General features: G+C 70.2%; 13 protein-coding genes and 1 pseudogene. 2 read left to right on the top strand and 12 right to left on the bottom strand.

The features are described from left to right. Nucleotides 1–792: 792 nt before the first annotated feature. The 3 genes and pseudogenes from SPR02S_RS59600 to SPR02S_RS60715 form a co-directional block, all read right to left on the bottom strand. Nucleotides 793–1458, bottom strand: coding sequence for a nuclease-related domain-containing protein (locus tag SPR02S_RS59600; protein WP_063746282.1), 666 nt, complete (start codon nucleotides 1456–1458; stop codon nucleotides 793–795). Nucleotides 1459–1676: 218 nt separating this feature from the next. Beyond that, the gene (locus SPR02S_RS34125) at nucleotides 1677–2183 is read right to left on the bottom strand and encodes a hypothetical protein (protein WP_019061521.1); all 507 of its coding nucleotides are present in this window, start codon (nucleotides 2181–2183) and stop codon (nucleotides 1677–1679) included. A 127-nt stretch (nucleotides 2184–2310) separates the two neighbouring features. After that, a pseudogene (locus tag SPR02S_RS60715) lies at nucleotides 2311–2511 on the bottom strand (LexA family protein); the annotation flags it as partial. Nucleotides 2512–2615: 104 nt separating this feature from the next. Here SPR02S_RS60715 and SPR02S_RS34115 point away from each other — a divergent pair. Both SPR02S_RS34115 and SPR02S_RS34110 read left to right on the top strand, forming a co-directional pair. Then, nucleotides 2616–6101, top strand: a complete 3486-nt coding sequence (locus SPR02S_RS34115; protein WP_026151104.1) for a DNA polymerase III subunit alpha — start codon at nucleotides 2616–2618, stop codon at nucleotides 6099–6101. A gap of 4 nt (nucleotides 6102–6105) precedes the next feature. Beyond that, nucleotides 6106–7122 (top strand): DNA polymerase Y family protein, encoded by a 1017-nt coding sequence (locus tag SPR02S_RS34110; protein ID WP_019061518.1) that lies wholly within the window; start codon nucleotides 6106–6108, stop codon nucleotides 7120–7122. Here SPR02S_RS34110 and SPR02S_RS34105 read toward each other — a convergent pair. The 9 genes from SPR02S_RS34105 to SPR02S_RS34065 form a co-directional block, all read right to left on the bottom strand. Continuing rightward, entirely contained in the window at nucleotides 7102–7974 is an 873-nt protein-coding gene (locus tag SPR02S_RS34105; protein ID WP_019061517.1) for a trypsin-like peptidase domain-containing protein, read from the bottom strand. The two genes, SPR02S_RS34110 and SPR02S_RS34105, sit on opposite strands and share 21 nt — an antisense overlap. A 46-nt stretch (nucleotides 7975–8020) precedes the next feature. After that, nucleotides 8021–8320, bottom strand: a complete 300-nt coding sequence (locus tag SPR02S_RS34100) for a hypothetical protein (protein WP_158697916.1) — start codon at nucleotides 8318–8320, stop codon at nucleotides 8021–8023. 12 nt (nucleotides 8321–8332) lie between these two features. Next, on the bottom strand, nucleotides 8333–8710 hold the full coding sequence (locus SPR02S_RS34095; protein WP_019061515.1) for a hypothetical protein: 378 nt from the start codon (nucleotides 8708–8710) through the stop codon (nucleotides 8333–8335). Nucleotides 8711–9067: 357 nt separating this feature from the next. Then, nucleotides 9068–9796 carry a hypothetical protein gene (locus SPR02S_RS34090; RefSeq protein ID WP_019061514.1) on the bottom strand — a complete coding sequence of 243 codons (729 nt, stop codon included), beginning with the start codon at nucleotides 9794–9796 and terminating at the stop codon, nucleotides 9068–9070. 30 nt (nucleotides 9797–9826) lie between these two features. Beyond that, on the bottom strand, nucleotides 9827–12019 hold the full coding sequence (locus SPR02S_RS34085) for a hypothetical protein (protein ID WP_019061513.1): 2193 nt from the start codon (nucleotides 12017–12019) through the stop codon (nucleotides 9827–9829). 4 nt (nucleotides 12020–12023) lie between these two features. Then, entirely contained in the window at nucleotides 12024–12581 is a 558-nt protein-coding gene (locus tag SPR02S_RS34080; protein WP_019061512.1) for a hypothetical protein, read from the bottom strand. A 231-nt stretch (nucleotides 12582–12812) separates the two neighbouring features. After that, nucleotides 12813–13151 (bottom strand): hypothetical protein, encoded by a 339-nt coding sequence (locus SPR02S_RS34075; protein ID WP_019061511.1) that lies wholly within the window; start codon nucleotides 13149–13151, stop codon nucleotides 12813–12815. Further along, complete coding sequence (locus tag SPR02S_RS34070; protein ID WP_019061510.1) at nucleotides 13144–13932, bottom strand: DciA family protein; 789 nt, start codon at nucleotides 13930–13932, stop codon at nucleotides 13144–13146. The genes SPR02S_RS34075 and SPR02S_RS34070 overlap by 8 nt, the downstream gene beginning before the upstream one ends. Before the next feature lie 8 nt (nucleotides 13933–13940). Continuing rightward, nucleotides 13941–15326, bottom strand: coding sequence for a helix-turn-helix domain-containing protein (locus SPR02S_RS34065; protein ID WP_019061509.1), 1386 nt, complete (start codon nucleotides 15324–15326; stop codon nucleotides 13941–13943). Nucleotides 15327–15389: the final 63 nt, after the last annotated feature.

The following is a 15389-nucleotide window of genomic DNA, read 5'->3' as shown; positions in this document are numbered from 1 at the left end:
CTTCACGCCCGGGCCGGGTGCTCCCGTGGAACCGAGCCCGTATGACCGACCATCAGCCAGCCCGTCCTCCACGGCTGCGCCCGAGCCCGTGAGCAGACCGCGTAGGCGCACATGTCACCGGCGGTCCCCCGCCGAGTGCCGCACCGGCCTCCCATCGGTCTCGCCTGACGGCACCCGGACTCGTCGAACGCACGATGCGTCAGCGTCTCACGGACGGGGTCTACCAGCCCGGGAAACTGCTCCCAATCCAGGCGACCCTCGCCAAGGAATTCGGCATGCGCGTCCCCTCTTTCCGCCACCATCTATCCGCTGTATCGGGAGGGATACGTCGCCGTCTCCGTGAAGCCGAGGTGCACGCTGGTCACACATCGCGTCCTCGAAACGCTGCGGGACCAACTTCTGACGGTCAGGGCACCGGTCCGGAATCAGCGTCGGCAGTTACACACGGCGTTCGGGGAGAGCAAGACCCTCAGCGACTGGTGCAAGGACGAACGCTGCGCCGTGGCCTTCAGCGTGCTGCGGAACAGGGTCATCGACCACGGATAGGCTTTCGCGAGAGCCGTCACTACGCATCGGGTGCGGTGGCCAGTCCGACATGGGCGAGGCGCCTGCGGTGGTCTCGCGGATCCGGCGAGCGCAGGCGCCTCTGCTCTGCCCTGGACAGTGTGCGGGGGTTCAGTGACTGCAACCCAGGGCTTACAAAGATCATTTTATAGGCTGACTTGTTTTACTCCAAGTGGTTTTACCGTAGTTGTAGCGGTCTGGCACGGTGCGGCGGATCCTCGGTCGGGGTCAGCGTGCGGACGCGGGGGCGAGTCGGGCGTCGGCAATGCGGGCGGTCTCCGTAACGAGCGCCCGGTCCCATCCGGCGGCGCCCGGAAGTGAGCGGATATAGCTGCGGAGGTCACGGGCCTGGATGACGGTGACGCCGTCGAGATAGATGCGCCCTCCGGGGACACGAGCGCCGTGGACGGCGATCACCGCGCGGACCGGCCAGCCGAGGACTCGCTGGACCTGGTCGGCTTCCCAGCGCACGGTGGAGACTGCGGGGCCTTGGGGGTAGTCGCCGTACCAGAGCTGCCCGTCGCTCTTAACACGCACCTTCGAGGTGATTGACATCCAATTCTTGGTATCTACATAGATAAGCCCGGATCGCCCAACTATGAGGTGATCAAGGTTCGCACGAGATTTCGGAACGCCTCGGTCGTGAAGGACGGCGTACCGCCGCGACCAGGCCAGAGGGCGGAGCAGCCGTGCTGTGCGGCGCTCACCGGCCGCGCCGACGGCCCAGGAGTTCCGTCCGGGAGAGGTGCGGCGGCGGCCGACGATGAGCGCTACGGCTGCCGCTGCCGCGCCCGCGGTGATGCCGAGGATCTGCGCCATGATGAACGCGAGCGCGGCCGCGAATCCCAGGGTGACGGGCAGGGGCAGCGCTCGTCGGCGCTGTCGTGCTGCCATCTGCTGTGCGCTGGCTCCTGCGCGGTTGCGGCGGCGTGCCGGGCTCAACGGTCGATCCCCTCGTTCGATGGCGTGCCGTCGGACCGTATGGCGGCTTGCCTGTGGACAGATTTCGCGCGGCCGTGGGCGTCGCGCCGCCGACAGGCAGGCGGCGCGACGCTCGCGGAATGTGACGCTCTCCCCACCGGGGAGGAGCAGGTTCTCGGGGAAGGCCGAGGTCAGCAGCCGTTCGCGACGGGCGTGAACTTGATGCTGTCGCCCTCGCGTACGGCGAGGGCTTTCGTATAGGCGGCGTGGGTGACCTGGAACCACACGTCTCTGCGGCGCTGGTCGCCGTTGACGGCGTCGAGCTCCACGCACCAGCGCTCGCGGCGGGCCACCCGGGTGTGGGACTCGGTGCCGTTGCGGACCTTGCGGCAGGTGGTGATGGGCCTGTTCTCGTACCAGGTGCTGGTCAACGTGCGCTTGCCGGTGCGCGTGCGCGACGTGTGCTTGATCTTCTTGGTGGTGGTCGTGCACCGGTTGACCATGCGGGGCCGGACGGCGGGCGTGGCCTTCCGGGTGATGTGGCGGACATCGTCGCGGAGTCCGGAGACGGTGTCGGCGTGGCGGGCTTCCGCAGGGGTGTCGCCCCGATGGGTGCCGGAGGCGGGACCGCAGGCACTCAGGCCCACACTGACGATGAGGGCCACTCCGGACAGCAGCATCTGCCGCTTCTTCGTCATCAACTCTCTTTCTTCGGGGCCTTGTTGCAGGCCTCCTGCGCGGGCGAGGCGTTCCCGCACTCCCACGCCTTGACTCTTAAGACTATACATCAACGGCAATGGAGGGGCAAGCCTTAAGAGACGGCCATCAGGGGCGGCACATGACGGCGACGACGCGCCCGAGGATCGCGGCCCGGTCGCCCGGGATGGACTGGTGCGCCGCGCCGCGCGGAACCAGCCAGACGTGGCCCCCGTCGAGCCGGAGGCGCTTCACCGTGGCCTCGCCGTCGATCACGGCGGCAACGATGTCGCCGTTGACCGCCTCGGGCTACCGACGAACGGCGACCCATCCGGCCCCCATGAATCGACGTGTTCGATTTTTGTTCGATACGGTGATGGAATCCAGCCACGTGGCTGGACGGGCAGGGGGGCGTGCTGGAACGGAGGTGCCGGATGCCTGGTGGTGTGCACCTGCGGGTCGCGAGCGGCTACTCCGCGCGGTTCGGCGCCTCCTTGCCGCAGGACCTCGTCCGGCGTGCCGCCGAGCGCGGGATCACCACGCTCGCGCTGACCGACCGGGACACCGTGGCCGGCACGGTGCGCTTCGCGCACGCCGCCGCCTCCGCCGGCATCAACCCGGTGTTCGGCGTGGACGTCGCCGTCGCCGCCCTCCAGCCGCCGCCACCGCGTGAGCGGCCCCGAACGCCGGTGCGCGGCGGTGCCCACGTGGTGGAGCCGACGTTTCGGGTGACGCTGCTGGCGAAGAACGCGCAGGGGTGGGCCCGGCTGTGCCGACTGCTGTCGGCTGCGCACGTGCAACCGTCCGGTGGATCGCCGGTGGTCACGTGGCCGGTCCTGCGCCAGTACGCCGACGACGACCTGGTGGTGCTGCTCGGTCCGACATCCGAACCCGCGCGAGCGCTGTCGGCCGGGCGGCCGGATCTTGCGGTCCGGCTGCTCGCGCCGTGGCGAGAGCTGGCCGGAACGAACGTACGGCTCGAAGCCGTGTGGCTGGGCCTGTCCGGAACGGGGCCCGGCTCGCTGCGGCTGGCGGCGCGGACCCTCGGACTGGCCGACCAGGAACAGATGGGTGTGGTTCTGACGAACGCGGTGCGGTACAGCGATCACGGCCAGCACCGGCTGGCCGACGTGCTCGACTCCGCGCGGCTTCTGCGCCCGATCGACCGCCGGCGCCTGGACGGCGGGGAGCGCTGGCTGAAGGGCCCGGATGCCATGGCGGACGTCGCGGACCGGATCGCCGGTGCCGCCGGCGGAGGGCCGGGTCGCGCTGCGGCCCTGCTTGCCGAGACGGCGGCGACCGGGGAGCTGTGCGTGATCGACCCGGTACGGGACCTGGAAATGGGCCGGCCGCATTTTCCCGAGGCTCAGGTGGTGGGGGCGGGCCCGCGGGACGGGGACGGGATGCGTCTGCTGCGTCAGCGGTGCGAGGCGGGCATGGTCGCCCGGAGTCTGGACGACGACCGGCCTGCCATGGACCAGCTGGAGTACGAGCTCGGAGTCATCGAGCGGATGGGCTATCAGGCGTACCACCTTGCCGTGGCTCAGGTCGTGAGCGATGTCAGGGCGATGGGGATCCGGGTGGCCGCGCGCGGCTCGGGCGCCGGGTCCATGGTCAATCACAGCCTTTTCGTGGCCAGCGCGAATCCGGTCTCGCACCGGCTCCTCTTCGAGCGGTACCTATCGGAGCGGAGGACCTCGCTGCCTGATATCGACCTGGACGTCGAGTCGGCGCGGAGGCTGGAGGTCTACGACAGGATCTTCGAGCGGTTCGGCGGCGAGCGGGTCGCTGTCACTGGCATGCCGGAGACGTGGAGGGCCCGGCACGCCCTTCGGGATACCGGGCTTGCGCTCGGCCTGGCGCCCCAGGTCGTCGACGAGATCGCCAAGGCCTTCCCTCACATCCGGGCCCGGGATATCCGTTCCGCGCTCAAGGAGCTTCCTGAGCTGCGTGATCTGGCCCGCCGGGCGGACGGCTTCGGGCGGTTGTGGGAGCTCGCGGAGGGGCTCGACGGTCTGCCGCGGGGCTACGCGATGCATCCGTGCGGGGTGATCCTGTCCGACGCGAGTCTGCTGGACCGGGTACCGGTGCAGCCCACTCCCGGCGGCCAGTATCCGATGATCATGGCCGACAAGATCGATATCGACGTGGAGGGCGACTGGCAGGGCTGGGGCCTCCTGAAACTGGACGTCATCGGGGTTCGGATGCAGAGCGCCATGGCGCACGCGGTCGCGGAGATCCGCCGTGTCACCGGCCGGCAGATCGACCTGGACAACCCGGACCATGTTCCTCTCGACGACCCGGCGACGTTCGAACTGATCCGCCGCGGCGCCGTGTTGGGCTGCTGGCAAATTGAGTCAAGCGGTCAGCAGGACCTCATCGGAAGGCTCCAGCCGCAGACCCTGGCGGATGTCATCGCCGATATCAGCCTGTTCAGACCCGGACCCGTTGCGGGTGGCCTTCCCGCCAGGTTCATCGCCGCGCGGCACGGGATAGAGGTGCCCCGGTATGCCCACCCTGACCTGGAGCCGATCCTGGACGACACGTACGGGGTCATCATCTGGCACGAGCAGATCATCGCGACCTTCGCCCGCTTGACGGGGTGCGACCGGGCCGCCGGCGATGTGGCACGCCGGGCGCTGGCCGACTCCGACCGGCTGCCGCGCGTCGAGACGTGGTTCCGGAACGCCGCCGCGGAACGCGGCTACAGCACGGAGGTCATCAGCGAAGTCTGGTCGACCGTCAAGGAGTTCGGCGCATACGGATTCTGTCGCGCCCACGCGACAGCATGTGCCGTTCCCGCAGTTCAGAGTGCCTGGCTGAAGACCCACTACCCGGCTGCGTTCTTCGCTGGCCTGTACCAGCACGACCCCGGAATGTGGAGTCTCCGTGTCCTGGTCTCCGACGCGCGCCGCTTGGGCGTCCCCGTCCTGCCGGTCGACGTCAACGCCTCACGGGCCGCCCACAGCGTCGAGGAGACCCCCGAAGGGTGGGGAGTTCGCCTCGCGCTGTCCACCGTGAAGGGCATTAACGAGGCGGAGGTCGCCAGGATCGCCGCCGGCCAGCCCTACGGCAGTGTGCAGGACCTGTGGCAACGCGCCCGGCCCTCTCTGCCCACCGCGCAGCGCCTGATCCAGATCGGCGCCCTCGCCGCTGTCCAGGGCAGCCTCACCCGGCGGGACCTGCTGCTCCAGGCCACCGAACTGCACCGGCACTCACGCAACCGGACGGCCACCGACGGACAGCTCCCGCTCGGCGGCGAGCTGGTCACCGCGGGCCCCGCCGGGCTGCCCGAGATGACCAGCCGCGAGCGGATGAGTGCCGAGCTGGAGGTGCTGTCCGTCGACGTGTCCCAGCACCTCATGGACCATCACCACCGGCTGATGCGGGAGTTGGGCGCGACCGACGCCGCGCACCTGCGCGCGCTGCACCGCGGGCAGCGGGTCTTGGTTGCCGGCGTGAGGGCGGCCACCCAAACTCCCCCGATCCCGTCGGGCAAGCGGGTGATCTTCTGCTCGCTCGAGGACGGGTCGGGTCTGGTCGACGTCGCGTTCTTCGAGGACTCCCACGACGCGTGCGCGCACACCGTGTTCCACAGCGGCCTCCTTCTGGTCCGGGGCACAGTGGAACGACGAGGCACACGCAACACGGTCGTCGGCGAGATGGCGTGGGACCTGGAGGACGTCGCGGCCGCCCGCCGCGACCACGGCCCGCAGGCAGCGCTGGACATGCTCGGCCGGGAAGCACCGGCCCGCACCCCGGCCCAGTCCGCCGACGAGACGACCACTGCGGCGCCGCGGACGCTGACCGACGGAACGGCCGGCTCCCGGCTACACCCCTACGCAGACCTTCAGCCCGCAGGGACGCGCGCCGCCGACCTGCGCCGTTTGGGGCACCGCAGCCCGGGAAGCGCGGGGTGACCAGATGACCGACGTCATCCATATCCGGTTCGAGTTCCCGGCGGAGGCCGAGGACCTGGTGCCGGTCCTTCGGCGCCTTCTGGAGGACTTCACCCCCCGCGTCCAGTTCTTGCACCCGGACAGTGCCAGGCTCGACGTCACGGGGGCCCGACGCTTCTGGGGGCGGGACGCCCGAGGAATCGCGCAGGTCATCCAGTTGCGGACGGCCGCGCTGTACGGCGTACGCAGCGCGGCAGGCACGGCGTCGTCTCCGATGCTGGCCGCGATGGCGGCTGCCCTCGCCCCCGTCGGCCAGGTCCTCGCCGTGGGGCACGCCCCCGACGAGATCCGTACGTTCCTTCATCCCCGGCCGGCCGGGGAGCTGCCGGGCGTCGGCGCCGCGACGTCCGCCACGCTCGCCCGGTTCGGTCTGTACGCCGTCGGGGACGTCGCCGCCATCCCCCTGCCCACGCTCCAGCGACTGCTCGGCGCCCGCGCGGGCCGGGCACTGTACGACCGGGCCCGCGGACACGATGTCTCCGCGGTCGACTCCGCGCCGCCGGCCCGCAGCATCAGCGCGCAGCACCGGTTCGGCCGCGACGAGCTCGACGGCGCGCGGCACCGCCGGGTGCTCCTGGCCCTTGCCATGGAACTCGGTGCGCGACTGCGCGCGGCCGGGCAGATCGCCGAGGGGGTGTCCGTCACGGTGGCCTACGCCGACCGGTCCGCCACCACGCGCAGCCGGGTCCTGCCCGAGGCGAGTCACCACACGGTCTTCCTGGGCCGGGGCGCGTACGCGGCGTACGAGACGCTCGGGCTTCAGCGGGCTCGGGTGCGGGGCATCACGGTGCGCGCTGACGGGTTGCGGGCGGCGGACCGGGCCACGCGGCAGCTCACCCTGGACGCGCAGGACGACAAGCAGCTGCTGATCGAGGCGGTCGCCGATCGTGCGCGGGCCCGGTTCGGGGGCGACGTGCTGTATCCGGCGGCCCTGGCACCGGCGCCGGCCGACCGGTATCGCTCAGCGGACGGGAGCGGGTGACGTCCAGCCGGGCGGGGCGACCTCGGGAAGGATTTCGAAGAGGGCGTCGGTCGTCCACACCATGCCCAGGTCGGCGTTCGGGTCCAGCCGTCCGCTGTAGACGCCGACCAGGGCGGTGGCCGACTCGTCGTGCGTGAAGACGTCGCCGCCAGCGACGACGGGCTCGCCGGGCCGGATGTGCATCACGACCGGCGACCCGGACTGGCCGGGGCGGGTGCGGGAGTCGAGGAGGAATCCGGGCAGTTGGTCCCATCTGGCGAGGGGCTCGCTCGCGACCGGTGCTGCCGTCCAGACGGCGAACGGCCAACTGCCCGTGTGACCGAAGGGGAAGCCGAGGACGAACAGGCGGTCGGTGATCCGCAGGGGGATGTCGACGTCCACCTCGCTGCCCTGCTGGGCGCGGTGTTCGGGCGCAAACAGGTCGCGCAGGGTGGGCCAGGTGTTGGGCATGAACGCCTCCACCACGCTCTCCGGGACGGCGCCGATGTGCAGGGCGGCGACGTCGATCCGTCGTTCGCTGTGGCTGCGCCACCGGGGGCCGACCTGGAATTTCTCGTCGTACAGCTCGAAGTCCCGGTTGACGGGCTGAAAGCCGTCGTCACCTTCGCCGGCGAAACGGACCCGGAGGTAGTCCGGGCGAAGGCCGTCGGCGCGCATGGCCGCGCCGTTGTCCGAGCGCCGTCCGCTGAGGACGTGCCAGGCGGTGACAAGCCAGAAGTCTCCGGGGATCCCGATCAGAAAGCCGGTGGCCGGCCCGAGGAGTGTGTCCTCGGCCTCTCCGAGGGAGCGATTCCATGCCTCGATGTACAGGGCGCCGAAGGACAGAGTGTGGATGCTGCGGACTCCTCGCATGCGCAGGAGCCTATGCGCCGACCGACGGTGTGGGGTCGGCCTGTTCCTACGGTGGATCGAAGACGGAGCCCACGACGGTGACCGAGCAGCCGATGGCCGCCGGCCGTTCCAGCCGGGGCGTGCGGACCAGCATCGTCCACAGGGAGGCGGCGTCGGCCCGCCACATGATCTCCAGTTGATCGCCGTCCGGCCACACCGAGCGGAGGGCGTTCTCGCAACGCCCTTGGGCCTCCGCCAGGTCACCGCACGGCAGCCCGAGAGGTGTGTAGGACTCAGCGGTGCTGCAGTCCGCACGGTACTGCACAACGCTCTTACTGGCAGGGGGTGTTGAGGGTGTGCGGTCCATGAGGACATCGTGTCACGGGGTCCTGGGCAAGGTGCTCTCCGCGCCGGTCAGCTCGGAGGGCTTGGAGACGAGAAGTCCGGGCCGGGTGGTGGTGACTTCCCTGACTGTCCAGCCGTCTTCACGCAGCAGGTCCGCGTAGGTCACGACGAGAACGAACTCCTCAGCCGCATTGCCTGAGAACGTGCGGTCGTTGTCGGCTCTCGGGAACTGGGCGCGGTGGCTGACGCGGGCCTGCTCCGAGCCCGGCCAGCCGGGAGAGCACAGGAAGCCTGCCGTGGCGACGGCACCGGTCGTGTCGAATGTCGCCGCGGGGTGGTGTGCCAGCAGAAGCGCAGTGGCGGCCGCGGCCACAGCCGCAGTTTTGTCCTCGGTCAGGTCCGTGGTGTCCATGGGCTTCCCCATTCGGCGGGCAGTCGGTCGATGCCGTGCGGCTGCGTGCTGGTCCAAGACGGCCCGGGCGGCGCATACGGGGGGTTCGGCCCGCCAGGAGAAGGGCTTCGAGAGACGCCCGGGTGGCCCGAGTCGCGTAGTGGCGGCTCTCGTTGAGGAGGAGGAGCACGGCCGTCCGGTGCTGGCAAGCGGTCAATGCGGACTCCAGTGTTCTCGTCGCCGCCCGTGGCCCGGGCGGATTCGAGTTGGTGGTCGCGGGTGGCCTGGCGGGGTGCATCGGCTTCGGGTGATGGGCGACCGCCAGGCCAGGGTCAGGATCGCACGTCCCCGTGCCCAGGCCTGCCGGGGGATGTGAGGTCAGTCTCCGGGTTTCCATCCCCGGAGTTCGATGTGGCTGATCTTGGTTCCTTCGGCGATGCGGCCGGTCTCCTCCATCCAGTTGGTGATGGCTGCGGTGACGTCGCCGTCGGCGTGGGTGACTCGCTGGTGCCATTCCTGCGCGTCCATGCCCGCGCCACCGCGGCCGTAGCTGCGTTCCTCGGTGCCGTCGGGACGTTGGACGACGTGGGTGCGTACGCGCGGGCTGTCCTCGTCGCGGCCGGAGTCGATGAGAAAGCGTCCCTTCGACGCGCGGACGGTGAAGGCGATGACACCACCGACCGCGGCGGCTTCGTCGATGACGGGCTTTAGTCGGGAGGCGCCGGACGCAATGTGCGTGCGTCCGGCGCGGGCGAACCCCGAGCTCCACTCGTCATCGACGGCGTGCTGGAGTGCGTCCTTCTGCCGTACGCGGGCCAGTCGCCCGGACTTCGTACGACGGCGCTGGACGTACCGGTCGGCGAGGGCCTTGAGTGACGCGAGGTCGCGGGGGCCCCCTGCCTGTACCTCCTGGACGACGGCCTGGAGAGCGGCGACGTACGCCTGCCCGGCGCCGGCTCCGCGGGTGAAGAAGTGCGAGACGATGGCGGAGTTGCGCCCAATGATCTTGGCGACCTCGCTCTTCGCGAAGCCCGCGGCCAGCAGGTCGTTGGTCAGGCGCGCGGCCTCGCTGGGTGGCGGGCTGGTTCGGCGCCTACGCGGCGGCATGGTCCCCGTTCTCCTCTCTTGTGGCGTCGGTTAGATGTTGGCGGAGGCGGTGTCCTGCTGTTCCTCCAGGTAGACCCGGCCGAGCGACTGCAGGGTGTAGAAGTCGTTCTCGACGACGGGGGCCGTGGAGGGATAGGGCAGGACTCCCTTGAGGAGGTAGTCCCCAGGGTCACCGTTGTAGGGCCAGTCGGGCCGGACCGTGGTGTAGAGGGCGTCGGTCCGGATGGCCACGATGCTTCCGCCCGGAAGGTGAAGGGCTCCGATGCGAGTCTTCTTGCCCTCGGCAGTTTTCACACTCGTGGAGAGCAGGGCGGCGCGGGCGGCGGACCATACGCCGGAGGCCCACTCGGGGTGTGCGTTGGGATTGCGGCGCATCTGGGTGCGCTCCCAGAAGACGGTCTGGCCCTCGATCGTCTTGATCCTCGCACCGCTGGGAATCTGGCTCTCCTGCCCGAGCTGGACGGCGCCCGTGGTAATAGTCGGCCGCTGTGCGAAGCCGCCGATGCCGTACAGCAGGATGCTCCGGACCGCGCGGGAGGCCAGCCGGTAGGCTGTGCGCAGGTCGTCGTCTCCGGCGACCTGCGCGGCTGCGCCCAGTTCCGCCCAGGCGTTCTTCAGCTTCTCGGACCATTCCCTCAGCGGGGTGCCGCTCTCCCACAGCAGGCCGTCGAGGATCTCGATCCGCCACGGCTGGAGGGGGTTGCGCAGCGCGAGGTTGATCTCGGCGCCGCCGGCCCAGGTCGTGAAGGTCCTGCCGCCTTCGTGCGGGTAGACCCACGCGCGCTCGCCTTCGACGGCGAAGGGGAGGATGCCGACGTGGTTCCAGTCGTCGGGGATGGTGACCTTCACACGCCAGTGGGACGGCTTGAAGAGGGTGTCGGTCTGCTGCTTCTCCGACCAGCTCGCGAACTTCTGCGCGGTGACGCGTTCGGGTTCACCGACACCGGAGGTCCAGGTGTGCTTGCCGTAGGCGAGGGTGCGGTCGAGCTCGTAGAGGGCGGGCAGCGGGTCCGGGACACGGGGCGGGGTGATGAGTTCGGTGCGGCCCTGGCCGGAGGTGGCGTGCAGCAGCTGGCGGATCTCGTCGGACATGACGGGATAGCCGTCGGACCAGCGGGAGCCCTCCCTCGTAGGGAGGGTGCGCTGCCACAGGTCGCGGCCGGTCTGGCTGGGCGAGCCCAAGAGGACGACGTCCGGCCAGATCCGCTTGAGGGCCTGTCCGAGCAGGACGAACGCGTGGCGGATGGTGGCGACGTCGGTGCCGTCGCAGGCGAACCACTCGGCGACGCTGCGAATTTCGACGTGCTGCTTCCCGCGCTCCCAGCGCCCGACGGGGTTGCGCTCGTGGAGGAAGTGGCCGGCGAGGGCGTCCTTGCCGCGGCGGGACTCGACCTTCCACCCGTCGGGCATGGGGGCTTCGAGCCAGGCGCCGACTGCGTCCCTCAGGTAGGGGTAGCGATCGGCGTCCCGGTGCCACGGGGCGCCGGCGGTGATGAAGATCCGTTCGGTGGTGTCGGGGGCGTTGGCGAACACCGCGGTGACGATCTCGCCGGCGCTGGCGCTTCCCAGGTCGAGCCGGATCCGCTGGTCGCCGAAGAGGAGGTCGCCGGTGCTGGCGTCGAGGAAGACGGTACGCCGGGACTGCTGCGTGAAGTCGGGCCGCTTGGAGCGGAGGTCGGGGTCCACGCTGAACCAGCGGTCGCCTTCCGCTCCCTCGGGGATCACGGGCAGTTCACGGGGGACGACGTCGGTCGCGGTGCCGGCATCGGGTTCCGGCGCGGAGGCGACGGGGGTGACGGCGGCCTCCTCGGTGATGTCGGCGGGCGGCTGCTCGACACGGGTGTCGCGCTCGTCGACGGCTTCGTCCTTTTCGGGCGCGGGGGCCTCGGGAGGCTGATGGGCTGCGACGGGCTGCATGTGCGGTGCAGCGGCGCCGCTCTCCTCGGCGGCCGGCTGCGGGGAGGGCCTGCTGTCCGCTGCCGTGTTCCCGGGAGTTTCGAGGGGGGCGGGGCGCAGGTGCGGGGCGAGTTCGACGATGTCCTTCACGGAGCGTCCAGCTGCGGGTGCCAACTGGTCGGCCTTGGCCTTCGAGTAGCCCGCCACCTCGGTGATCTTGCGGTCGCGTCGTGCGACCAGCCTGCCCAGGGCCGTCTCCGCCTTTTTGATCTCTCCGCGCAGTTCGCGCAGTTCGGCGAGGCCGTCCTTGTACTGCTTGGCGTCCATGGGCTCAGCTGCTCCTGTCCTGCGCGGCGCGGGGCGTGATGGTGACGCTGTAGTGCGGGGGGATGGAGACGGTCAGGTTCTGGGTGCCGCTGAGGGTGATCACGGCCTGACCGACGACAGCTTGGCGCTGCTCCGACTCGTCTTGGCCCTCGGGTTGTTCGCCCTGGAGGAGGTCGTCCAGGGCGAGGAGTTTCAGCGGGGTGCCCTCCCCTTGCGTCCACGTGGGGGCCGGCGCACCGAGTTGCGCGGCGTACCGGGCGGACGGGCGGCCGTGGAAGACAAGGCGACGGCGTGGCCCGTCGCCGGTCCAGTGGTACCGCTGCCCCCTACCGTCAGGGACGATCTCGTAGACGGCCTTCGTCTCCCCGCGCCGGCACGCGATGATCACTGCGATGCGGTCGGGGTCGAAGTGCCGGATGGTCGTGGAGCGGCCCACCCAGGGCGACCAGTCCCCAAGGACGACGTCGGCCTCCGTCGACATGCCGGCCTCGATCTCGCTCCAACGCCTGTTGACGTTGACGGCGAGGACCTGGTCCGGTTCACCGTGGCCATCCGTCGGCATCGCTGCCCCTCTCAATCGCGTACGGGCGTGCCCTCCACCCTAGAATACTTCCAAATGCTTCCGCAACTAGCATTCCTAAGTATTCAATCGGGGCTGTTCACGGGCGTCGCAGCCGAGCGGCCGCTCGGGGCGTCCAGCGCCCCTCGGCGTACGCGCCCTCCGGCGGTCTAACGAGATGCCCAAGCCGGCGGTGCGCGGACTCCACGACGGGTTCAGACCACCATCGGGTGTTCACACCGCCGAGTGCCGATCACTCAACTTCTCTTTCATTCGGGCGAGTTCGGCATAGAGCAGGTCCAGGACCGCGTCGGTGATCGTCGACGCGGTAGGCCCCGAGCGGGCACTCGCCATCGATGTGCGGACAGGACCGTCGTCGACAGTGTCCTTGCCCGGGGGCTCGTGATTGAGCGTGCACAGGGTACGGATGGCCGAAGCGCGGGAGACCCCGAACCACCGGATGATCATGTCCTCGGTGAGCGCCGCCGGATCCAACCAGAGATGGCCTCCCTCGATCTGGAGGCGCAGGACGCGAACTACGAGCTGCTCCAACGGGTCGTACGTGTCAGTCACAGGTTGCTCCTTCGGTCTGCGGGCCGCTCTCGCGGCGGTTTCGCTCGGCCCGTTCGCGTCGTGCCCTGCGGATGGCAAGGGCACGGGTGCGGGCTGCCGGGTCCGGCTCGGGCTGGTCGGGATCGGGCGTGCGGCCGATACCGAGGACCGCCTCGCGCATCGGTGTGCGGAGAGACGATCCTTCTGCACGGTTCCCGTCGGCATGGTTGAGCGGGGCGTCGCCCTGGGACAGGGTCCGGTGGGACACCGTGCTCCGTGGTTCCGGCCGAGTCCGCAGGACGGTCTCAGCGCGCGGCGGAGGCTGTTCTCCGGAGAGATCGCCGGGCGCGGTGCCGGGGCGGGAGCGGACGAGATCCTTCACGACGCCCGTCCCGAGTCTCTCGGCGAACCGCGCCAAGAGGGCGGGTTTCTCAAGCCGGAGCTGGGTGAACCACGCCGGTGAGTCGACCTGTACCTCCAGTTCGCCGGTGGCCGCGCGGAACTTCAGGGCCCGCACGTGGGCGGCCAGCCGGGGCCCGGCGACCTCCGTCCACTCGTCGACGGCACTGCCGCCGGCTGTCGGGGCCTCCCAGGCCCGGTCGGTGATCAGACGTTGGATCACCGCACCGAGTCCCCGCGGGTCGCGGCCTTCTGACGCTGAGCGGGTGCCCTGGCTGGGGCGCGTCCGCGGGGTCCGGCTCTCGGTGGCGCCTCTCTTGCGTGCGTTCTCCTTCGCCGCGAGGAGTGCGACGCGCGCCAGGTCCACGCCGGAGAGCTGTGGGGTGGTGGTCCTATCGGTCATCGGTGCTCCTACCGGTGTCCCAGGGACATCAGGGTGCTGCGGCGAGAGAGCCTCAGCGCGCGGTGGACGAGGGCAGGGCCGTACATGGACTCGGCGGTGTCCCGGCCGAACGCCTCGACAGCGGAGGTGACGAGGGCGGTGTCGCCGCGCATGAACTCGGCCCTTGCCGTCTGGCGCATGACCTGCAGTTCCTCGGCGGACAGTTCCTGCGGGCCAGCGAGGTCGGGTAGGGCTTCGCCCGCCGCAGCAGGGGCGGCGGTCGCGGCGATCGCTTCGGCGACCAGGCGCTGAACCGCAGCGCTGCGGGGTGCCTCCCAGTCGCCGTCGAAGCGCTCGCCGCGACCCCGGACGGACTGAATTCGGTGGCGGCGCGCCATTTCGGCGGCCGTGTGCCACTGGTCGACGGCCAGGTCTCGCTTCTCCTGGGTGTCCAGGAGCTCGTGAGCGCGGTGCAGCAGCACGGCCAGGAGGCCGGAGGCGCGGCGGACGTGGGTCGTTTCGCCCCGGAAGTGGAGCCATGCGCGTACTTCGTGCGCGCTGAAGCCGGCGTCGGCGACTCCGCGGACCACCCAGGCGATACGCGGCACCGAGCAGCCGCGCAGCCAGCTGACCTGATCGATGAGCTCGCGAGCCAGCTGGAATCGGCGACCGGTCTGGTTGAGGGTCTGGCGGACCTTCGCCTTGGGATTCTTCTGGGTGGGGGACGTGCGCTTCCCGACTTCGAGCTTGCTCTCAGGGGGGAGAGAAGTACTACCCGCGGACGAAGAGCTATCTGAACTACCCCCCATTGGGGTGCAACGCGATGACCTGGACGAGCGGGTTCGCGAGCGGCGGGGCTGGCGCATGAGCTTCTGCGCCATCTTCGCCAGCCGCTTCATGAGCGCCCGTCCCTCGTCGCCGATGCCTTTCAGGGCGCGGACGAGCTGCTCACTGGCACGGGTGACGAGGTGCAGTGCGGCGTCGAAGGCTCGGGGGATGACCCAGACGAACTCCGAGGCCTGCCCGCCCTCGCCGGACACACGGGTCCCCTGGGACCGGTAGGCGAGCAGCCCGCTCTCCCGCAGGATCGAGAGGTGGTACTGGATGGTTCGCTCGCTCAGTTTCAGGACGCCCATGAGGTAGTCGACACCCGGTCGGCAGGGTGCAAGGCGGGCGAGTTCGGCGGCGACACGCAGGGTGGTCTCGCCGACCTTCCGAGGACCGTGGCCGCGGGTGCGGTAGTAGGCGTCTTCGAGGTGCGCCCAGCAGACGGCCTGCATCCAGGAGAAGCCGTCGGGGGCGAATCGGCCGGAGGTCGTGGTGGCCCACTGGTCGGCGGGCGCGACGCGAAGCCGTTCGGGGACGGTGGGGGCGGGCGTCGCGCACGGGGTTTGCAGGGGCTGAGCGGAGAGCACGTGGATCCGTTTCCGGGTAGCGCGAAATAGACCCGTGGCGCGCAATCGCGCGGCGGGCCTCAT

The organism is Streptomyces prunicolor NBRC 13075 (genome assembly GCF_000367365.1).
In the GTDB taxonomy this organism is placed as follows: domain Bacteria; phylum Actinomycetota; class Actinomycetes; order Streptomycetales; family Streptomycetaceae; genus Streptomyces; species Streptomyces prunicolor.
This window is presented reverse-complemented; position numbering and strand designations above follow the sequence as displayed.

Coding starts and splice junctions, on each gene's coding strand:
- SPR02S_RS59600 (WP_063746282.1), bottom strand. CDS start 1,458: ATGGCAGCACGACAGCGCCGACGAGCGCTGCCCCTGCCCGTCACCCTG.
- SPR02S_RS34125 (WP_019061521.1), bottom strand. CDS start 2,183: ATGACGAAGAAGCGGCAGATGCTGCTGTCCGGAGTGGCCCTCATCGTC.
- SPR02S_RS34115 (WP_026151104.1), top strand. CDS start 2,616: ATGCCTGGTGGTGTGCACCTGCGGGTCGCGAGCGGCTACTCCGCGCGG.
- SPR02S_RS34110 (WP_019061518.1), top strand. CDS start 6,106: ATGACCGACGTCATCCATATCCGGTTCGAGTTCCCGGCGGAGGCCGAG.
- SPR02S_RS34105 (WP_019061517.1), bottom strand. CDS start 7,974: ATGCGAGGAGTCCGCAGCATCCACACTCTGTCCTTCGGCGCCCTGTAC.
- SPR02S_RS34100 (WP_158697916.1), bottom strand. CDS start 8,320: ATGGACCGCACACCCTCAACACCCCCTGCCAGTAAGAGCGTTGTGCAG.
- SPR02S_RS34095 (WP_019061515.1), bottom strand. CDS start 8,710: ATGGACACCACGGACCTGACCGAGGACAAAACTGCGGCTGTGGCCGCG.
- SPR02S_RS34090 (WP_019061514.1), bottom strand. CDS start 9,796: ATGCCGCCGCGTAGGCGCCGAACCAGCCCGCCACCCAGCGAGGCCGCG.
- SPR02S_RS34085 (WP_019061513.1), bottom strand. CDS start 12,019: ATGGACGCCAAGCAGTACAAGGACGGCCTCGCCGAACTGCGCGAACTG.
- SPR02S_RS34080 (WP_019061512.1), bottom strand. CDS start 12,581: ATGCCGACGGATGGCCACGGTGAACCGGACCAGGTCCTCGCCGTCAAC.
- SPR02S_RS34070 (WP_019061510.1), bottom strand. CDS start 13,932: ATGACCGATAGGACCACCACCCCACAGCTCTCCGGCGTGGACCTGGCG.